This is a genomic window from Paludibacterium yongneupense DSM 18731 (assembly GCF_000422925.1).
GTDB classification, from domain to species: Bacteria; Pseudomonadota; Gammaproteobacteria; order Burkholderiales; family Chromobacteriaceae; genus Paludibacterium; species Paludibacterium yongneupense.
Map to the genome: position 1 here is coordinate 91,213 of NZ_AUGZ01000010.1, position 20,129 is coordinate 111,341.

Genomic DNA, 20,129 nt, shown 5'->3' on the forward strand with positions numbered 1-20,129 from the left:
AGGGCAGGCTAGCGCTCGTCACGACAATCCAGGAGAGTGAGATGGGCTTCGCTGGTTTTTTCCGCCGGCTTGTCGGCGTCTTCGGCCTACACACCCGGTACGCGATGCGTGACGCGGCGCTGCTGGACCGGATCATCGAAGCCGTCTCGAACGCGGTCGTGCTCGTTCGCTCCAACGGCACGATCGCCTATACCAATTCACACTGCGAAGAATGGTTCGCCTACCCGCGCGACGAACTGATCGGACGGCCGATCGAAATGCTGGTTCCCGAACGCTACCGCACGCAGCACTTGTCCGATCGTACCGCCTTCCTGCACGCCGCCAGCCACCGGGCGATGGGAACAGGACGCGAGCTGTTCGCCCGACGCAAGGATGGAAGCGAATTTCCGGTGGAAATCGGGCTCAGTCCGCTCACGGTCTCCGGCGAGACGCTGGTGCTGGCCTCCATCGTCGATCTCTCCGAGCGCCGCAAGAGCGAGGAGCGCTTCCGGCTGATGGTCGAGGCGGCGCCCAATGCCATGGTCATGGTCGATGCCAGCGGTCGCATCGTCCTGGTCAACTCACAGGCCGAGACCTGCTTCGGCTATTCGCGGCAGGAGCTGCTGGGGATGAATGTCGACATGCTGCTGCCGCAGCGTTACCGCGAAAGGCACGGCTCCTACCGCGAAACCTTCATGCACGACGCCAGTACCCGCGCAATGGGCGCCGGTCGCGACCTGTACGGTCGGCGCAAGGACGGCTCCGAGTTTCCGATCGAGATCGGCCTCAACCCCTTGCAGACCGCCGAAGGCACGATGGTACTCAGCGCGATCATCGACATTTCCGAGCGCAAGGCGGTGGAGCAGCGTTTTCGCGAACACGCCGAGCAAGTCTCGCTGGCCAGCCGCTACAAATCCGAATTCATGGCCAATATGTCGCATGAACTGCGCACCCCGCTCAACAGCATCCTGCTGCTGAGCGAACAGCTGCGCGACGGACAGAAAGAGCGGCTGACGCCGCGACAGAGCGAGTTTGCCGACATCATCCACAAATCGGGCGAGGATCTGCTCGCGCTGATCAACGATATTCTCGATCTGTCGCGCATCGAAGCCGGCCGGATGCCCGTGCATCCGGAAAAAGTCATTCTGGCCGATTTCATCGCCCACCTTCGCGAAGTCTTGCGGCCGATGGCGGACAGTCGCCAGATACGACTGAGCTTCGAAATGGAGCCGGATACGCCGGCCGTCGTCGTCATCGATTTTCAGCGCGTCTATCAGATCGTCAAGAACCTGTTTTCCAACGCGGTCAAGTTCAGCGACAGCGGCGGCCAGGTCCATCTGCGCATGCTGCACGGCCCGGGCCACGGACAGTTCTCGATCGCGGTCACCGACACCGGCCCCGGCATCCCGGCCGACAAGCATGAAATGATCTTCCAGGCCTTCCAGCAACTGGATGGCTCGGTCAGCCGCAAGGTCGGCGGCAGTGGTCTCGGGCTGGCCATCTCGCGCCAGCTGGCGACCCTGCTCGGCGGCGAATTGACGCTGGATAGCCAGCCCGGCCTGGGCAGCACCTTCACCTTGAGCCTGCCGCTGAGCTCGGACATCGAAGCCCCCCCGCCGGCGATCTCCCCGCCGGCCCTCCCGGCCCTGCCCGAGGACGGAGAGACGCGCACGTTCAAGATCCTGATCGTCGAAGACGATACCAACTTTGCCGAAGTGATGGCGGAATCGGCACGGGAGCACGACTTCGATCCGCATGTCCGGCATACCGGCCGCGACTGCCAGGACGCCTTGGCGCAACTGCAGCCCGACGCCATGATCGTCGACATCCTGCTGCCCGATATGAGCGGCTGGAAACTGATCGAGGGCGTACGTCACGACCCGCAGCTCGGCGGCATGCCAATCCAGATCATCACCTGCCTGGACCGGCCGTCAACAGTGACGGAAGCCGCCGGCTACCTGGTCAAGCCGGTCGATACGCTACAGCTGGCACGCGTATTCAGCAATCTGCGGCGCCAGCTGCTGCAGGCCGCCCCGCCGCCGCCGCCCCTGCCGCAGCCGGACTCCGACACGACAGAACGGCCCGAGCGGACCATCCTGCTGGTGGACGACGACATCCGCAATGTCTACGCGATGAGCAGCCTGCTCGAAGATGCGGGCATGGCGGTTCACATTGCACGCAACGGCGAGGAAGCCCTGCGCGCCGTCGCCGAGCATACCGAAATCGACCTGGTGTTGATGGATATGATGATGCCGGTGCTGGATGGCTATCAGGCAACCGCCTTCCTGCGGCGCGACCTCAAGTTCGACAAGCCCATCCTCGCCGTCACCGCTTCGGCGATGAAGGGCGACCGCGAAAAATGCCTGGAGGCCGGCGCCAACGACTACCTGGCCAAGCCGGTTTCCAGCAGCGTGTTGCTCGAACGCATCAAGCAGCTATTGTGCTAGGCGGTAATAAAGCATGCCCATTGCCGCCTTGCCGCCTGCGGTCCGCCCGGGCCCCATTGTTCTGCTGGTCGACGACCGGGTGGAAAACCTGACGTCCATGTGCGCCATACTTGAAGACTGCGGCGCCGACCTGCACACCGCAGGCTCGGGCCAGGACGCGCTGGAACTGATGCTCAATCACGACATCGCGCTGGTGCTGCTCGATGTGCAGATGCCGGAGATGGATGGCTACGAGGTGTTGCAGCTGATGCGCAGCAACCGGCGCACGCGGCATATCCCGACCCTGTTCGTTACCGCCCATGCCCGCGACGAAGTCGCCCAGCTAAACGGCTATCAGTCGGGCGCCATCGACTACATCCTGAAGCCGATCCAAGCGCCGGTGTTGCGCAGCAAGGTGCGGCAATTCCTCGAACTCGATGGTTACAAGCGGCGTCTGCAAGAGGTGTGCAGCGAACTGGACCTGCAAAAGGCCTTCTATGCGGCGATGCTCAACGCTGCCGGAGAAGGCGTGCTCGGCATCGACGCCGCCGGCACGGTCAACTTCGCCAATCCGATGGCGATGCGCCTGCTCAGTGCAGGAGATGACAGCCTGATCGGCAGCAACTTCGCCGAACTGTGCCGCGATAATGACGATACCCCGTGGCAACAGACGATGTTCTATCGCTTCTGGACGGAAATGTGCGAATTCCGGCTCGACGACGCGCGGCTCTACCGGCACAACGGCGAATGGCTGCCGGTCACCCTCAGTTGCTCGCCGCTGACAGGGCGGCAGCGCGGATCGGTCGTTGTGTTTCAGGACATCAGCGTACGCAAGGCCCTGGAAGAACAACTGCGCCTGCAAGCGATCACCGACCACCTGACAGGGTTGGCCAACCGCAACGGCTTCAAGCAGGCGCTGTCGCGCTGCCTGCAGCGCGCGCAGCGCAACAACCGGCATGTGGCGCTGATCTACATCGATCTCGATCACTTCAAGACGATCAATGATACGCTGGGGCACGATTGCGGCGACAAGATCCTGATCGAGGTGGCACAACGGCTGCGGCACGTGGTCAGATCCAAGGATGTCGTGGCGCGCCTGGGCGGCGACGAATTTACGGTCGTCATCGATGATCTGGACGAAATCGAAAATTGCGGCCTGATCGCGGGCAAGATGCTGGAACAGCTCAAGCAGCCCTATCTGGCGCAAGGACGCGAGCTCATGCTCAGTGCGAGCATAGGCATCGCCTTATACCCCGATAATTGCCAGGACTCCGATCAACTGATGCTGGCAGCCGATCTGGCGATGTACCGCGCCAAGAACGGCGGTCGCAACGCCTACCAGTTTTTCACATCGGACATGACGATCAGGGCGCGTGCCAGGGTCATGCTGGAGCAGGGACTGCAGCGGGCTCTGGACAATCACGAATTTGGCCTGCACTACCAACCGCAGTTCAGCATCGACGGCATGCGCGTGCGCGGTATCGAGACGCTGATACGCTGGGACAATAATCTGATAACCGGCACCGTCTCGCCGAGACTGTTCGTTCCTCTGCTCGAGCAGACCGGACTGATTGGCGCTGTCGGCGACTGGATCATCTCCGGTGCCGCCCGCCAGCGCAGGCTCTGGCGCGAAGCGGGCCTTATGCCGGATGACTGCCCGCTTGCGATCAATCTGTCGCCACGCCAGTTCGACAACGGCGACTTGGTGGCCACACTCGCCCGCGCGCTGGGCGACAACGCGCTCGAACCCGGCATGCTCGAGGTGGAAGTTATCGAAAGCATCCTGATGAAAAACAGCGCCAGTCTGGCCGAGATCAAACGTCTCGGCATACGACTGGCCATAGACGAATTCGGCAGCGGCGACTCCTCGCCCGCTCGTCTGCTGGAGTCCGGCGTCGATACCGTCAAAATCGACATATCCTTCATCTCCAGGATCGTCGACGGAGGCAAGGATGCAGCCATCGCTGCGGCCATCATCTCGCTTGCGCATCATCTCGGCCTGTCCGTCATCGCCGAAGGCGTCGAAACCGACGCCCAACTCGCTATCCTGCGCACTCTGTCCTGCGACGCGGTACAGGGCTTTCTACTATCCCAGCCTATCCCCTCCGAGTCGGTCCCCGCCCTCTTCGAACGCTTTAACCACGCCAACTGAACACCCTTGTACGATATTGATCTCATATTTACCAATGATTGATTGTTTTTACATATAATATTCAGGTGATTAACATGGGATCCGTGATGAAAACCCTCCTTTTCCTCGCCAGCCTGACGTTGACGACGCCCGCGCTCGCGGCGCTGGGCGACCAATTGGCCACCCCCGCCAGCGGTCAGCGCGTGCTCAGCGCGGTGACGTCCGGCAACTATACCCAGCGCGAGACCGTGGATGGCACCGGCTTGCACCTGCGCGAGTACGTCACCAGCGCGGGTATCGTGTTTGCCGTCGCCTGGAACGGACCCGCCATGCCCAACCTGCAACAGATTTTCGGCTCGAGCTATTCCAGCTTCCAGAGCGCGGCCCAGGCCCGCAGCAGCTTGAACGCGCTCGGCCATCGCGCGAGCGGCGACCTCGAAGTGGAAACCGGCGGCCATATGGGCGCTTATGTCGGCCGCGCCTGGCTCAAATCCCGGCTTCCCGACGGCTTCGACACGACGTCGATCCAGTAACGATTACAAGGTAAAGAGCGATGATACGTTGGGGATGGCTGATCCTGGTTCTGTTTATCACGGCCTGTGGCGGTGGCGGCGGCGGCGGAGACAGTTCGAGCAGCGGCAGCTCGGGCAGTTCCAGCTCGTCGTCCACGACGAGCAGCAACGTCGCGTTGAGCACGACCTGCACCAGCACGGCAGCGTCGTCGGGCAACTCGATCCCGGTCAGCGTCTGCGGTGCGACCGGCGGCACCTCCACTTTCCTCAATATCCCCTATGTTTCGGTGAAGGTGTGCGCAAGCAGCGATACCAGCCAGTGTACGACCGTCAACAACGTACTGCTCGATACCGGCTCGACCGGACTGCGCTTGTTTGCGTCCACGCTCGGCGCAATCAGTCTCAGCGCGCAGACCAGCGGCGGCAACCCGGTCGGCGAGTGCGCGGCCTTCGGCTCGGGCGTCACCTGGGGTGCGGTCAAGACCGCCTATGTGAGGCTCGCCGGCGAAGTCACCTCCACCGCGATTCCGATTCAGGTCATCAACGACAATTCCAGCTTCGCGACCATCGGTTCGTCCTGCACCGCTTATGGCAGCAATATGGGCAGCCCGGGACTGCTCGGCGCGAACGGCATTCTCGGCATCAACAACCTGCCTATCGACCAGCAGCATTATTTCAGTTGCACCTCGAGCAGCAGCTCCGCAACCTGCACCGCGATCACGCAAGCGACCGGTTCGCAGATCCCCAACCCTATCGCCTGGTTCAGCAGCACCAACACCAACGGCAGCGTGCTGACCTTGCCCACGATCAGCGGCACCGGCGCCACCTCGGCCAGCGGCACGCTGTATTTCGGCATCGATACCCAGTCCAATAATTCATCGAGCGGTGCCAGCAGCCATGCTACCGACCAGTACGGCGACATGTCGGCGACGACGACCATCAGCTCGGGCGGCAGCACGATCAGTTCGTCCTCGACCAGCTTTATCGATAGCGGCTCGAACGGCGCCTTCTTCCCCTCCTCCCTGACCCGCTGCAGCAGCTCGTCATGGTACTGCCCCTCCGGCTCGCAGGCCCTGACCATCGCCGTCGGCGGCGGCACGGGGGTCAGCTTCACCGTAGCCAATGCCAGTACCCTGTTCGCCAGCAACAGCGGCAACAACACCGCGTTCGACGATCTGGCCGCCTACACCAGCTCGCAGATAGACCTCGGACTGCCTTTCTTTTTCGGGCGCAGCATATTCGTTTATATCGCCAGCATCGGCGCTACCAGCAGTACGGTCAAAGTGCTGTGACCGCCGCCGTCCGGCCCCGCGCGGGCCGGACGGCGGGCTTGACCCGACGGCGGCACCGCCGTTACCATAGATTCATGCTTTCCTGCACCGCATTCTCCCTCCGCCTTGCCTGCTGTTGTCCGCGCTGACAACTGACGTCGTCCTTTTCGCTCCCGTTTTCGCCAAGCGCGGCCTCCGCCGCCGGCTACGCCCTCAGGATTCAAGACTATGGCCCTCGTACTGTACGATACCTGGCAACGCGCGCTCGTCCCTTTCACGCCCTCGTCCCGGACGGCGGTCGGCCTCTACTGCTGTGGACCGACGGTGTACGACTATGCGCATATCGGCAATCTGCGCACCTATCTGTTCGAAGACTGGCTGCGCCGGGCACTGGAGTTCAACGGCCACGCCGTGCGCCATGTCATCAATGTCACCGACGTCGGCCATCTCACCAGCGATGCCGACAGCGGCGAAGACAAGATGGAGAAAGGCAGCCGCCGCCACGGACGCCCGGCACTGGAGATCGCCGACTATTTCCTCGCCGCGTTTCGTCGCGACTGGGAACGGCTCAACCTGCTCCCCCCCGCGGTCTGGTGCCGCGCGAGCGAGCACATCGCAGAACAAATCGCCTTCATCGGCGACCTAGCTGCACGCGGCTATACCTACCGCACCGATGACGGCATCTATTTCGACAGCAGCCGCATCGCCGACTACGGCTTTCTCGCCAGGCTGGACCGCGACGGGCTGGCGGCCGGCATCCGGGTCGACAGCGGCCAGAAACGCACGGCCACCGATTTCGCCTTGTGGAAATTCAGTCCGGTCGGCGTACGGCGGCAGATGGAATGGGATAGCCCGTGGGGCCGCGGCTTTCCTGGCTGGCATATCGAGTGCTCGGCCATGGCGCGTCGCTATCTCGGCGACGACTTCGACATTCATTGCGGCGGCGAAGACCACATCCCCGTGCACCACAGCAACGAGATCGCACAGAATCAGGCCTGTCACGGAGGCCGCGGCGCACGGCGGTGGATGCACGGCTATTTTCTGAAAGTCCGCCCCGAACAGGGCGGAGAGGCCGGCAAGATGTCAAAGTCGAGCGGCGACTTTCTGCGCCTGGACAGCCTGCTCGCGCGCGGCTTCGATGCGCTTGCCTACCGCTATCTCTGTCTGACCGCGCACTACCGCCATCAACTCGAGTTCAGCTGGGAAGGGTTGGCCGCCGCGCAGACCGCGCTCGACCGCCTGCGCGAGGCGGCAGCCGACGCGCCGGACGGCGGCCAGCCCGACGCCGCCCTCATGGCCCGGTTCGCGCTCGAGATCGATAACGACCTCAACCTGCCGCGAGCACTGGCGCTGGCCTGGGAAGTCGCGCGCGGCCCCCTGCCGCCGGCCGAGCGGCGGGCGACGCTGCTGGCTCTGGATGCGGTGCTGGGACTCGGACTCGAACACTGGCGCCGCGAAGACGCGCCCGCGCGGGCACGGGAACTCGCGCAGTCAAGGGAAGCGGCGCGCGGGGCGCGCCAGTGGCAGGAGGCGGATCGCTTGCGCGCAGCCATCGAGGAAATGGGCTGGCGCGTCGACGACACGCCAGCCGGGCCCAGGCTTATGCCTCGACGTCTTCCAGGCTGAACATTTCGGACTGGTCGTTATAGGAGAAGATCTCGGCGTAGCGGCCCCAGTCGATCACGGCGGACAGCGTTTCTTCGGCGGCCTGGTCGCTGAGGAAGTCTTCGAGCTCCTGCTTGAAGCGGTCTAGCGGCGCCCGCTGCCCCGGCCGCTCGTTGAGAACGGTGCGGATATGGTTGGCGAGCGGAATCGCACGCAGCAACATCTCGGCGAATCTCAGCTTGCGCGCCTGGGTGCCCTCTTCGGCGAACAGGCGTCCAGGCATGGTCAGGGCGATATCGCCTTCCGACACCTCGGCAAAACCGAGGTGTTGCAGGAACTCGGCCACCGGGAACAGATCGTCCACTTCCAGCCGCAGGCTGCTTGCGAGTTCCGGCAAGTCGGCGCGTCCGTGATAGGGGGCCACCGCCAGGGTCTCGATCAGACCGGCCAGCAAGTTGGTCGATACGGCCGGCATCCAGCTGCCGATATGCAGTTCGCTGCGCGGCGCGCCGGCCGTCTGCTTGCGCGCGGTCATCTTGGCGTAGATATCATCCACCAGTTGGCGGAAGGCCGGCGCCAGCCGGTTGCGCGGGTGCGGGAAAGGGACGACGATTTCGGCGCCGACACGGCCCGGATTGGACGACAGCAGCAGGATGCGGTCGCACATGAATACCGCTTCCTCGATGTTATGGGTCACGATCAGCACCGACTTGATCGGCATGCTGCCGGCGTTCCACAAATCGAGCATATCGGTACGCAAGGTCTCCGCCGTCAGAACGTCGAGCGCGGAGAACGGTTCGTCCATCAGCAACAGGGTCGGATTGACCACCAGCGCCCGCGCAAAACCGACGCGCTGGCGCATGCCGCCCGACAACTCGCGCGGATAGGCGTTTTCGAAACCGTCCAGACCGATCAGGTCGATGGCCGACAACGCGCGTTCGCGTCTCTCCTTCGCCGCGACTCCCAGCGCCTCCAGCCCCGCCTCGACGTTCTCGAGCACCGTCAGCCACGGGAATAGCGCAAACGTCTGGAACACCATGGCCACGCCTTCGGCCGGGCCCGACAGCGGCTTGCCGCAATACTCGACATGCCCCTCGGTCGGTTTGATCAGACCGGCGATGATACGCAGCAGGGTCGATTTCCCGGAGCCGGAGCGCCCGAGCAGCCCGACAATCTCGCCCTCTTTCAGCGTCAGATTGACACCGTCGAGAACCTTGAGCTCTCCTTGTTGCGCCTTGTCGAAACCGCAGCCGACATCGTTGACGGCCAGAATCTGTTGTTGCGAGGTGCTTTGCATGACTGGAATTCTTTCCTGATTAGTTCAGCTTGCTTTCGGCGTAGGCGTACATCGGGCGCCACAACAGGCGGTTGAACAGCACCACGAACAAGGACATCACCGCAATGCCGAGAATGATCTTGGGAAAATCGCCGGCGGCGGTGGTGCGGGCGATGTAGGCACCGAGCCCGTACGCTTCGATTCGGGTATTCCCCCAGGATACGAGCTCAGACACGATGCTTGCGTTCCATGCTCCGCCCGAAGCGGTGATCGCACCCGTAATATAGTAGGGCATGATCCCCGGCAGAATGACCTTGCGCCACCATTGCCAGCCGCGGATGCGGAAATTGGTCGCCGCCTCGCGGAAGTCATTGGGGAAGGCCGAGGCCCCGGCGATCACATTGAACAGGATGTACCACTGGGTACCCAGCACGATCAACGGACTCAGCCAGATATCGGGATTCGCGTGAAAGTACACGATGCCGACGACGAAAATCGGGAACAGCAGATTGGTCGGAAAGGCCGCCAAAAACTGGGCCAAGGGCTGAATTCGCTGCGCCAGGTGCGGGCGCAAGCCGATCATGACCCCCAGCGGCACCCATACAAGCGAGGCGAGCGCGATGAGCACGAGCACGCGCACCAGGGTGGCCAGCCCCATCCCGAAGACATGCATGACCTCGCTCAGGCCGACTTCCTGGCCGACGAAGGACACGACCCGCCACAGAAAAAACACGGTCGCCAGCAGCACCAGCACGTTCCACAGCAGATCGCCGCCGCGGGACGGCTTGCGCACCGATCCCGCCGCCGCATGCCCAAATGGCAGCCGCAGCGGAAGCTTGGCCAGCCACAGCACCAGCTGCCCCGGCGGCCGCAGCAGCCACTGGATCAGGCGCGCGCGCCGGATCAAGTCGAGCAGCCAGGACTGCGGCGCCGCTTGCGATGCGGTGTCCTCCATGCGGAATTTGTCGGCCCAGGCGACCAGAGGCCGGAACAGGAACTGGTCGTACAGCAGGATCACCAGCGTCATGGTCAGGATCACCCAGCCGACCGCCCCCAGATCGCGGGCGGCAATGGCCTGCGCCAGATAGCCGCCGATGCCCGGCAGGACGATATTCTTGTTGCCGACCGTGATCGCTTCGGATGCCACGACGAAAAACCAGCCGCCGGACATGCTCATCATCATGTTCCAGATCAGTCCGGGCAGAGAGAAGGGCACTTCCAGCTTCCAGAAGCGCTGCCAGGCGCTGAGATGGAAACTGCTCGACACTTCGTTCAGATCGCGCGGAATCGTCCGCATCGACTGGTAGAAGCTGAACGTCATATTCCATGCTTGACTGGTGAAAATGGCAAAAATAGCCGCGCATTCGGCGCCGAGCACACGCCCGGGGAACAGGGCGATGAAAAAGGTCACCGTGAACGAGATATAGCCGAGCACCGGCACCGACTGCAAAATATCCAGAATCGGCACCAGGACTTTTTCGGCACGCCGGCTCTTGGCCGCCAGCGTACCGTAGGCAAGGCTGAACACCAGCGAGGCAAGCATCGCGGCGAGCATGCGCAAGGTCGTGCGCAGCGCATAGCCGGGGAGCGCGGCCGGATCAAGCGAAATCGTTTGCGTCTGCAAGGTCGTCAAGGGCGCCAGAGTCTCGCGGAACCCGGTGCTGCCTAAAACAATAATGCATAAAATCAATGGAAACGCGACAAAATCCCACCTGTTAGGCATCAAACGACGCGCGGAACCGTGTATCACCGGTATCATCATCCGCATGACAATTCCCCGTTTAGTTTCATATTAACTTCCCCGTCATCGTCGCAGGTTTTTTAATGTTGATGGCATTTCTGCACGCCGCAGGGTTGGCTGTGCGTGCGTTATTGTAGCCGCACAATATTAAGTTTTGGCGTAAACCCGCCGCGAATTGCATTTTACGATGCAAAAACCCGTCGGCGCCCGGCCGACGGGTTTTTTTCGGAATGCACAGTCAATCGCAAGCGACGGAGCGCCGTCAGCCGCGCGGCTCCGACTGCGCGGCTGACGGGACGGGGTGGACGGGGTCTCCGGCTTGCCAGCCGCCGCCCAGGGCCTTGATCAGGCCGACGCTGGCGGCCAGACGATTGTTGACGATGGAATACAACGAGCGCTCCGCGCTCTGGCGGGTGGCTTGCACCGTCACCACGCTCAGATAGCTGACCGTTCCGGCGCGGTACTGGTTCAGGGTGATGGTTTCCGACTCGCGTGCCGCATCGAGTGCGCCCTGCGCCAGAATCTGCTCCTGCTCCAGTTGCCTGAGCCCGGCCAGATTGTCTTCAACGTCCTGGAACCCGGCGAGCACCGTTGCGCGATAATTGGCAACGCTTGCATCGTAGCTGGCTACCGCCGCCGCATCCTCTGCGCTGCGCAAGCCGCCGTCAAACAGCGTTGCCGCCAACTGCGGGCCGATGGACCACACGCGATAGGGCAAGGTCAGCCAGTTGGCGTAGGACGGACTCTTGTAGCCGCCGCTGCCGGTCAGGGTCAGGGAGGGAAACCAGGCGGAACGCGCCACACCGATCTTGGCATTGGCCTGGGCCACGTCGCGCTCGGCGACGGCGATGTCGGGGCGGCGCTGCAGCAGCTCGGAGGGCACGCCGGTCGGAGTGGCGGGCACGCGCGGAGCCTGCTTCAACTCGGACAAGTCGAACGACGACGGGTTTTCGCCCAGCAGTACGGCGATGGCATGGACAAGCTTGGCGCGCGTCAACGCCTCGTCTACGGCGCTGACCTGCATGCTCTTGAGCTGACTCTGCGCCTGCACCACCGCCGCGCGCGAAGCGACGCCGGAGTCGAACTGGTGCTGGGTCAGATCGAGTTGCTGCTGGTACGCCGCGACGCTGTCGTCGAAGGAACGTTTCTGGCTATCGGCGATATAAAGCTGGAAATAGCTGAGCGCCAGTTGCGCTTGCTGCGCTAGCCGCGTCGATTCGAGCGTGGCGGCGCTGGCCTCCTGGCTCGCGCGGCCGGCCTCGACCGAGCGGCGCACCCCTCCCCACAGATCCGGCTCCCAGCTGGCGGTCAGCGCCGTGCTATAGCTGGTGCTGAGCGCGGACGAGGATGTTCCCTGATTGCCGCTGCCGACCGAGGAGCGGGTCGCTGCGGCGCTCGCGCTCACGGTCGGGCTATAACTGGCCCGCGCTTCCTCCAGCAATGCCGTCGCCTGCCGGTAGTTGGCCTCGGCCTGCGCGATGGTCTGATTCGACGCGGCCAGGCGCGCTTCCAGCGCATTGAGTCCGGCATCGCCATAGGCCTCCCACCACTGTCCGCGTGCGATGGCATCGGCCGGCGCGGCCGGTTTCCAGCCCGCACTTTCCTTGAAGCGGGCCGGTACGTCGATCGTCGGCCGGACATAGTCGGGACCGACCGCGCATCCGGCCAGGCTTGCGGCTACCAGTGGCAACCAGAATCGGGTTCTCGTCAACATCGTCTTTCAGTCCTCGACATGCCCGGAGGCCTCGGCGGCATCCATCGGCGTAGCCCGGCGCAGGCGCTCGCACCATAGCCGGAAACGATCAAGATAAAGATAAACCACCGGAGTGGTATACAGGGTTAGCAACTGGCTCACGATCAGGCCGCCGACGATCGAGATGCCAAGCGGCTGCCGCAGCTCGGCGCCATCGCCGTGCCCCAGGGCCAGCGGGATGGCGCCGAACAGGGCGGCCAGCGTCGTCATCATGATCGGACGAAAACGCAGCAGACAAGCCTGGTAAATGGCTTCGCGCGGCTCCAGTCCCCGCGAGCGGGTCGCCTCCAGCGCAAAGTCGACCATCATGATCGCGTTTTTCTTGACGATCCCGATCAGCAGCAGCACCCCGATCAGCGCAATGATGCTGAACTCGGTCCGGCAGATCAACAAGGCCAGCAGGGCGCCGACACCGGCGGACGGCAGGGTGGACAGGATGGTCAGGGGATGGATCGCGCTTTCGTACAACATCCCGAGCACGATATACACGGCCAGCAGCGCCGTCATGATGAGTATCGGCTGCGTCGCCAGCGAATCCTGGAAAGTCTTGGCCGCGCCCTGGAAACTGGCGCGCACGGTGCCCGGCAGGCCCATCCCGGCCAGCGTGCGGTCGATCGCGGCGGTCGCATCCGACAAGGAGGCGCCGGGGCGCAGATTGAACGAAATCGTCATCGCCGCGAACTGCCCCTGATGGTTGACCACCAGCGCGGTGTTGCCGCGCTGGTAGCTGGCAATGGCAGCCAGCGGCACTGGCTGCGCGCCCGGGCTCATCATATAGATATCCTGCAGGGACTCGGGACTCTGCCAGTATTCGGGCGCCAGCTCCATCACCACATGATACTGGTTGAGCGGCTGATAGATCGTCGACACCTGGCGTTGGCCGAAGGCATCGTACAAGGTGGCATCGACTTGCGACTGAGTGAGGCCGAGACGGCGCATGGCATCGCGATTGAAGACCAGCGTCGATTGCTGTCCATTGTCCTGCTGGTCGGTGTTGACATCGGCCAGCATCGGCAATTGACGCAAGGCCGCCTCGACCCGCGGCGCCCACTGCCGCAGGGTGGTCAGATCCTCGCCTTGCAGGGTGTACTGATACTGCGCATTACTCGAGCGCCCGCCGATACGGATATCCTGCACCGACTGCAGGAACAACTTGGCCCCCGGCTCCCGGGCGAGTTTCTTGCGCAGGCGATCGATCACCTGATCAGCGCTTTCATGACGCTCGGACAAGGGCTTGAGGCTGATATACATCGAACCGGTATTGCGCTGGGAACCGCCGGTAAACGCCACCACTCCGTCCACCGCCTTGTCGCGTTTGACGGCATTCAGGAAGAAACTCATCTTGTCGCGCATGGCCTGAAACGAGATCGACTGGTCGGCGCGGACCACACCGGTCAGGCGCCCGGTGTCCTGCTGCGGAAAAAATCCCTTGGGCACGACCGTGTACAGATAGACATTGAGCGAGACCGTCGCCAGCAACAGACACAGCATCAGACGGCGGTGGTCCAGCGCCCAGCCCAAGCTGCGGCGGTAGCCCTCGTGCAAGGACTCGAACACCCGCTCGCTCGCGCGAAAACGGCGTCCGTGCTCCGCGGCGACAGGCCGCAACCAGCGTGAGCACAGCATCGGCGTCGCCGTGAGCGAGACGACCAACGACAGCATGATCGCCGCGGACAGGCTGACCGCGAACTCGCGGAACAAGCGGCCGACGATGCCGCCCATCATCAGGATGGGGATGAAAACCGCGACCAGCGAGATGCTCATCGACAGCACGGTGAAGCCCACTTCGCGCGCGCCCTTGAGCGCCGCCTGATAGGGCGTCATCCCGGCTTCGATATGCCGCGAGATGTTCTCCAGCACCACGATGGTATCGTCGACGACGAAGCCGGTCGCTATCGTCAGCGCCATCAGCGACAGATTGTTCAGACTGAAGCCGCACAGATACATGATGCCGAAGGTGCCGAGCAGGGACACCGGCACCGAAATCGCAGGAATCAGCGTGGCCCGCCCGTTGCGCAGGAACAGGAACACGACCAGGACCACCAGCGCCACCGAGATCAGCAGCGTTCTTTCGACGTCGAACAACGAGGCGCGAATGGTCGGCGAGCGGTCGATCGCGACATTCATCTTGATCGCACGCGGAATGGACGCCTGCAGAACCGGCAGTTCGGCGCGGATGCGATCGACTGTGGCGATGATATTGGCGCCCGGCTCGCGGGTAATGACAAGCAGCACGGACGGCTGGCCGTTGAACGAGCCGGCATTGCGCAGATCCTGCACCGAGTCCTCGACCCTGGCCACATCCGCCAGCCGCACTGCAGCATTATTGGTATAGGCCACGATCAGCGGCAGATACTCGCGCGCGGTTTTTGCCTGGTCGTTGGCATAGATCTGCCACTGCCGCTCTCCCGCCTCCACCGTCCCCTTGGGCCGGTTGGCATTGGCTCCCGCCAGTGCGCTGCGCACGGTTTCCAGCGCCACGCCGTAGCGGCTGAGCGCGCCCGGCTGCAGCTCCACCCGCACTGCCGGCAAGGAGCTGCCGCCAACGTTGACGTCGCCGACGCCGGGCAATTGCAGCAATTTTTGCGCAAGCACCGTCGAGGCGTAATCATACATCTGCCCTTGGGTATACGCGGACGAGGTCAGCGCCAGGATCATGATCGGCGCATCGGCCGGATTCACCTTGCGATAGGTCGGATTGCTCGGCATGCCGGTCGGCAACAAGGCCCGCGCGGCGTTGATCGCCGCTTGCACATCGCGTGCGGCTCCATTGATGTCGCGATTGAGATCGAACTGCAAGGTGATGCGCGAACTGCCAAGCGCGCTGGTCGACGTCAGTTCACTGACCCCTGCGATGCGTCCCAGCGAACGCTCCAGCGGCGTCGCGACGGTGGCGGCCATGGTTTCCGGGCTGGCGCCCGGCAGGCTGGCCGAAACCGAGATGGTCGGAAAATCGACCTGCGGCAAAGGCGAAACCGGCAGCAGCTGGAACGAGAGCGCGCCGACCAGAGCGATCGCCAGGGTGAGCAGAATGGTAGCGACGGGGCGCCGGACGAAAAGGGCAGACATCATGCCGCCGCGCCTCGGCTCTTCAAGCCCAGCCGACGGCCCAGCCTGTCGAAAGCCAGGTAGATGACAGGCGTAGTGAACAGGGTCAGCACCTGGCTGACCATCAGCCCGCCGACCATGGTCACCCCGAGCGGCTGACGCAGCTCGGCGCCCATCCCTTGTCCGAGCATCAGCGGCAGGGCGCCGAGCAGGGCAGACAGCGTGGTCATCAGAATGGGCCTGAAGCGCAGCAGGCAGGCCTGGTAGATCGCATCGCGCGGGCTCATTCCATGTTCGCGTTCGGCTTCGAGCGCGAAGTCGATCATCATGATGGCGTTTTTCTTGACGATCCCGATCAGCAGGATGATGCCGATGATCGCGATGACGCCGAGATCGCTGCGCGACAACAGCAGAGCCAGCAAGGCGCCTATCCCTGCCGACGGCAGAGTCGACAGGATGGTGACCGGGTGGATAAAGCTTTCATACAGCACGCCGAGCACGATATACATCGTCACGATGGCAGCCAGAATCAGCCACAGCGTGTTGCCGAGCGAGGAGCGGAAAGCCTGTGCCGCCCCCTGGAAATGCGTCTGCAGGCTGGCCGGCATGCCGATGTCGGCTTCTGCGCGCGTAACGGCCTCGACCGCGTCGCCCAGAGAGGCGCCGCGGGCGAGATTGAATGAAATCGTGGCGGTGGGGAACTGGCTGAGGTGGTTGACCACCAGCGGCGAAGCCCGGTCCTCGACCCTGGCCACGGTGGACAGCGGAACCAGAGTGCCGCTCGAGGTCGGAACATAGATCTGCCCGATGGAAGTCGGTCCGGTCTGGTCCGGCTTTTCTTCCAGGACCACCCGGTACTGATTGGTCTGGGTGAAAATGGTCGAGACCAGACGCTGGCCGAACGCGTTGTACAGCGCATTATCTATCGTCGCCACCGTTATGCCGAGCCGGCCTGCGGTATCGCGATCGATATCGACATAGGCTTGCCGGCCATCGTTCTGCAAGTCGCTGCTCACTTCCGACAGCCCTTTTTCCTCGCGCAGGCGCGCGAGCAGGGGCGGCAGCCAGGTTCCGAGCTCTTCCTGCCGGGTCGCCTGCAGCGCGAACTGATACTGGCCGCGACTGACCCGGGTCTCTATCGTCAGATCCTGCACCGGCTGCAACCAGGCGGTGATGCCGACGCTCTGCCCGGCCACGGCCTGCAGGCGCGCGAGCACGGCCGGCATCGCATCGCGCTCGGACAGCGGCTTCAGATTGATCAGCATGCGGCCGCTGTTGAGCGTGCTATTCACGCCGTCCACGCCGATGAAGGAGGACAGCGTGTCCACTGCCGGGTCCTTGAGCAACGCCGCCGCCAGCTCCTGTTGCCGCACGGCCATCGCGCCGAAGGAGATCGACTGCGGCGCTTCGGTCGTCACCTGCACCGCACCGGTATCCTGCTGCGGGAAGAACCCCTTGGGCACCACGACATACAGCAGGGCAGTCAGCACCAGGGTCGCGCCGGCGACGGCAAGCGTAAGGCGCTTGTGGTCCAGCACCCAGGTCAACATGCGGCCATAGCCGGCGATCACACGGTCGAAGAAGGCGCCGCTGGCATGGTAGAAACGCCCCTGTTTCTCTTCGGGCACATGCTTGAGCAGGCGCGCACACATCATGGGCGTCAGGGTCAGCGATACCACGGCCGAGATCAGGATGGACACCGCCAGGGTGATGGCGAACTCGCGGAACAGGCGCCCGACGACATCGCCCATGAATAGCAGGGGAATCAGCACCGCGATCAGCGAGAAGGTCAGCGAGATGATGGTAAAACCGATCTGCTGCGACCCTTTGAGGGCGGCGGCGAACGGCGCCTCGCCCTCTTCGATGTAGCGCGAGATGTTTTCTATCATCACGATGGCGTCGTCGACCACGAAGCCGGTTGCGATCGTGAGCGCCATCAGCGTCAGATTGTTGATGCTGAAGCCGCACAGATACATGACGCCAAAAGTGCCGACCAGCGACAACGGCACCGCGACGCCGGGAATGAGGGTGGCCGGCACATTGCGCAGAAAGACGAAAATCACCATGACGACCAGCGCAATCGACAGCAGCAGCTCGAATTGCACATCGGAGACCGAAGCGCGAATGGTCGTGGTGCGGTCGGTCAGCAGTTGCACGTCAAGATTGCCGGGCAGCCCGGCCTTGAGCTGGGGCAGCTGCGCCTTGATGCGGTCGACGACTTCGATCACGTTGGCGCCAGGCTGACGCTGGATATTCAGCAGGATAGCCGGCGTCCGGTTGGCCCAGGCGGCCAGCCGGCTGTTTTCCGCCGACTCGATGACATCGGCGACATCGGCCAGCCGCACCGGAGCGCCGTTCTTGTAAGCGACGACCAGATTGCGGTACTCATCGGCCGACTTGAGCTGATCGTTGCCATCGATGGTCGAGGCCACGCGCGGTCCGTCGAAGCTGCCCTTGGCCTGGTTGACATTGGCGTTGCCGATGGCGGTGCGGACATCGTCCAGCGCCAGGCCGCGTGCGGCCAGCGCCCGCGAATTCGCCTGCACGCGCACCGCCGGCCGCTGGCCGCCGCTGATGCTGACCAGGCCGACGCCCGGCAGCTGCGAAATTTTCTGCGCCAGGCGGGTATCGACCAGATCTTCCAGCCTGGGCAGGGGCAGCGTGCGCGAGGTGATCGCCAGCGTCACCACCGGGGTATCGGCCGGGTTGACCTTGTTATAGATAGGCGGCGCCGGCAAATCGCTCGGCAACAGGTTGGAGGCCGCATTGATCGCCGCCTGCACTTCCTGCTCGGCGACGTCCAGGCCCAATTCGAGCCCGAACTGCAAGGTCACCACCGAGGCTCCTCCGGAACTGGCGGAGGTCATCTGCTGCAAACCCGGCATCTGGCCGAACTGCCGTTCGAGCGGGGCTGTCACCGACGACGTCATGACGTCCGGGCTCGCTCCCGGATACAGCGTCACCACCTGAATGGTCGGATAATCGACCTCGGGCAGGGCGGACACCGGCAAAAAACGGTAGGAAACCAGCCCGACCAGCAAGATGGCGAGCATCAGCAAGGTCGTTGCAACCGGCCGCAAGATGAACTGGCGGGAAGGGTTCATGCCTGCCCCTTGGCTCCGGATGCCTCGCGGTGGCGGCCCGGGCCGCCCTTGCCGTGGCCCTTGCCGCCATCGTGTGCCGCGGCGGGGCCACCGCTGGCCTCGCCTTCGCGCTGACGATCGACCACACGTACCCGGGCGCCGTCCTTCAATTGGTCGATGCCGTCGAGCACCACGCGCTCGCCCGCCGCCAACCCGGATTCGACCACCACTTTATCACCGCTGGCCGCGCCCAGTTTCAGCACGCGCAGGGACACGGTCTGGTCGGCGCCGACCACGTAGACATAATTGCCGGGCCGCCCGTGCTGCACGGCAACTTGCGGAATCAACGTGACGCCGTGCAGCACATCCAGCCGCAGGCGGGCATTGACGAATTGATTGGGGAACAAGGCATTATCGCTGTTGGCGAAACGCGCCTTGAGATTGACCGTGCCGGTGCTGCTGCTGACCTGATTGTCGAGCGTCGACAGCGTGCCGCTGGCGACGATGCGGCTATTGTCGCGATCCCAGGCCTCGACCGACAAGGGCTTGCCGCCGTGCATCGCCTTGAGTACGGCATCGATTTGATTTTCCGGGAGCGCAAACACGACATTGGACGGCTGCACCTGTGTAATCACCACGATGCCGCTGGTATCGGAAGCATGCACGATGTTGCCGAGGTCGACCTGCTTGAGACCGACCCGCCCTCCGACCGGCGCGACGATGCGGGTGTAATCCAGTTGCACGCGCGCATTGGCGACCACACCTTGATCGTATTTGACCGTACCCTCATCCTGCCGCACCTGGGCGAGCTGGGTATCGTACTGCTGGCGCGACCCCGAATTCTGATCCAGCAGGGTCTTGTAACGTACGAGGTCGGTGCGGGCATTCTCCAGCGCAGCCTGATCGCGGGCCAGTTGACCTTGCGCCTGCGTCAGCTGGGCCTGGTAGGCGCGACCGTCGAGCTGCGCCAACAACTGGCCCGCACGCACCATCTGGCCTTCGCTGAAATTGAGTCGCTGCAATTCGCCATCGACCCGGCTATGTACGGTGACCGTGTTTTCCGGCACCACGCTGCCCAGCGCAGTCAAATACACCGCCATGTCGCCGCGTTCGGCTTGCGCCGCCGAGACGACGACAATGCCGCCTCCCCGTTTCCCGTGCGCGGCACCCGATGAAGCGCCCGCCCCCTGCCAGTTATGCCAGCCCAGCCAGGCCACGGCCAGCAGTGCGGCGCCAAGGCCTATCTTGAAGACAGATCGTTTCGGTTTTTCGGTGGCGGTTTTCATCGTTCTCGATTTGTCGAA

11 protein-coding genes are annotated in these 20,129 nt (G+C 63.5%); 5 read left to right on the forward strand and 6 right to left on the reverse strand.

The genetic code is table 11. The features are described 5' to 3' along the window. Positions 1-41: 41 nt before the first annotated feature. From G520_RS21905 to cysS, 5 genes are all read left to right on the forward strand, one after another. Positions 42-2,426, forward strand: coding sequence for a hybrid sensor histidine kinase/response regulator (locus G520_RS21905; protein ID WP_051229174.1), 2,385 nt, complete (start codon positions 42-44; stop codon positions 2,424-2,426). 13 nt (positions 2,427-2,439) lie between these two features. After that, a complete protein-coding gene (locus G520_RS0106920; RefSeq protein WP_051229176.1) occupies positions 2,440-4,557 on the forward strand; it encodes a putative bifunctional diguanylate cyclase/phosphodiesterase in 2,118 nt (705 codons plus the stop codon). 86 nt (positions 4,558-4,643) lie between these two features. Then, positions 4,644-5,069, forward strand: a complete 426-nt coding sequence (locus tag G520_RS0106925) for a DUF2844 domain-containing protein (RefSeq protein ID WP_051229178.1) — start codon at positions 4,644-4,646, stop codon at positions 5,067-5,069. A 20-nt stretch (positions 5,070-5,089) separates the two neighbouring features. Then, positions 5,090-6,340, forward strand: a complete 1,251-nt coding sequence (locus G520_RS21910) for a DUF3443 family protein (RefSeq protein ID WP_051229180.1) — start codon at positions 5,090-5,092, stop codon at positions 6,338-6,340. Positions 6,341-6,547: 207 nt separating this feature from the next. After that, a complete protein-coding gene (gene cysS, locus G520_RS0106935; RefSeq protein WP_028535017.1) occupies positions 6,548-7,945 on the forward strand; it encodes a cysteine--tRNA ligase in 1,398 nt (465 codons plus the stop codon). On the opposite strand, the gene G520_RS0106940 is transcribed toward cysS, so the two are convergent. From G520_RS0106940 to G520_RS21915, 6 genes are all read right to left on the reverse strand, one after another. Continuing rightward, positions 7,920-9,221 (reverse strand): ABC transporter ATP-binding protein, encoded by a 1,302-nt coding sequence (locus tag G520_RS0106940; protein ID WP_051229182.1) that lies wholly within the window; start codon positions 9,219-9,221, stop codon positions 7,920-7,922. The two genes, cysS and G520_RS0106940, sit on opposite strands and share 26 nt — an antisense overlap. A 19-nt stretch (positions 9,222-9,240) precedes the next feature. After that, positions 9,241-10,833: an ABC transporter permease gene (locus G520_RS0106945; RefSeq protein ID WP_246542705.1), complete on the reverse strand. Its 1,593-nt coding sequence runs from the start codon at positions 10,831-10,833 to the stop codon at positions 9,241-9,243. A 370-nt stretch (positions 10,834-11,203) separates the two neighbouring features. After that, positions 11,204-12,655 (reverse strand): efflux transporter outer membrane subunit, encoded by a 1,452-nt coding sequence (locus G520_RS0106950; RefSeq protein WP_028535020.1) that lies wholly within the window; start codon positions 12,653-12,655, stop codon positions 11,204-11,206. 6 nt (positions 12,656-12,661) lie between these two features. Further along, complete coding sequence (locus tag G520_RS0106955; RefSeq protein ID WP_028535021.1) at positions 12,662-15,766, reverse strand: multidrug efflux RND transporter permease subunit; 3,105 nt, start codon at positions 15,764-15,766, stop codon at positions 12,662-12,664. Further along, entirely contained in the window at positions 15,763-18,846 is a 3,084-nt protein-coding gene (locus tag G520_RS0106960) for an MdtB/MuxB family multidrug efflux RND transporter permease subunit (protein ID WP_028535022.1), read from the reverse strand. The genes G520_RS0106955 and G520_RS0106960 overlap by 4 nt, the downstream gene beginning before the upstream one ends. After that, entirely contained in the window at positions 18,843-20,111 is a 1,269-nt protein-coding gene (locus G520_RS21915) for an MdtA/MuxA family multidrug efflux RND transporter periplasmic adaptor subunit (RefSeq protein ID WP_051229184.1), read from the reverse strand. The genes G520_RS0106960 and G520_RS21915 overlap by 4 nt, the downstream gene beginning before the upstream one ends. Between the last annotated feature and the right edge of the window lie 18 nt (positions 20,112-20,129).

Coding starts and splice junctions, on each gene's coding strand:
- G520_RS0106940 (WP_051229182.1), bottom strand. CDS start 9,221: ATGCAAAGCACCTCGCAACAACAGATTCTGGCCGTCAACGATGTCGGC.
- G520_RS0106925 (WP_051229178.1), top strand. CDS start 4,644: ATGAAAACCCTCCTTTTCCTCGCCAGCCTGACGTTGACGACGCCCGCG.
- G520_RS0106960 (WP_028535022.1), bottom strand. CDS start 18,846: ATGAACCCTTCCCGCCAGTTCATCTTGCGGCCGGTTGCAACGACCTTG.
- G520_RS21910 (WP_051229180.1), top strand. CDS start 5,090: ATGATACGTTGGGGATGGCTGATCCTGGTTCTGTTTATCACGGCCTGT.
- cysS (WP_028535017.1), top strand. CDS start 6,548: ATGGCCCTCGTACTGTACGATACCTGGCAACGCGCGCTCGTCCCTTTC.
- G520_RS0106920 (WP_051229176.1), top strand. CDS start 2,440: ATGCCCATTGCCGCCTTGCCGCCTGCGGTCCGCCCGGGCCCCATTGTT.
- G520_RS21905 (WP_051229174.1), top strand. CDS start 42: ATGGGCTTCGCTGGTTTTTTCCGCCGGCTTGTCGGCGTCTTCGGCCTA.
- G520_RS21915 (WP_051229184.1), bottom strand. CDS start 20,111: ATGAAAACCGCCACCGAAAAACCGAAACGATCTGTCTTCAAGATAGGC.
- G520_RS0106955 (WP_028535021.1), bottom strand. CDS start 15,766: ATGATGTCTGCCCTTTTCGTCCGGCGCCCCGTCGCTACCATTCTGCTC.
- G520_RS0106950 (WP_028535020.1), bottom strand. CDS start 12,655: ATGTTGACGAGAACCCGATTCTGGTTGCCACTGGTAGCCGCAAGCCTG.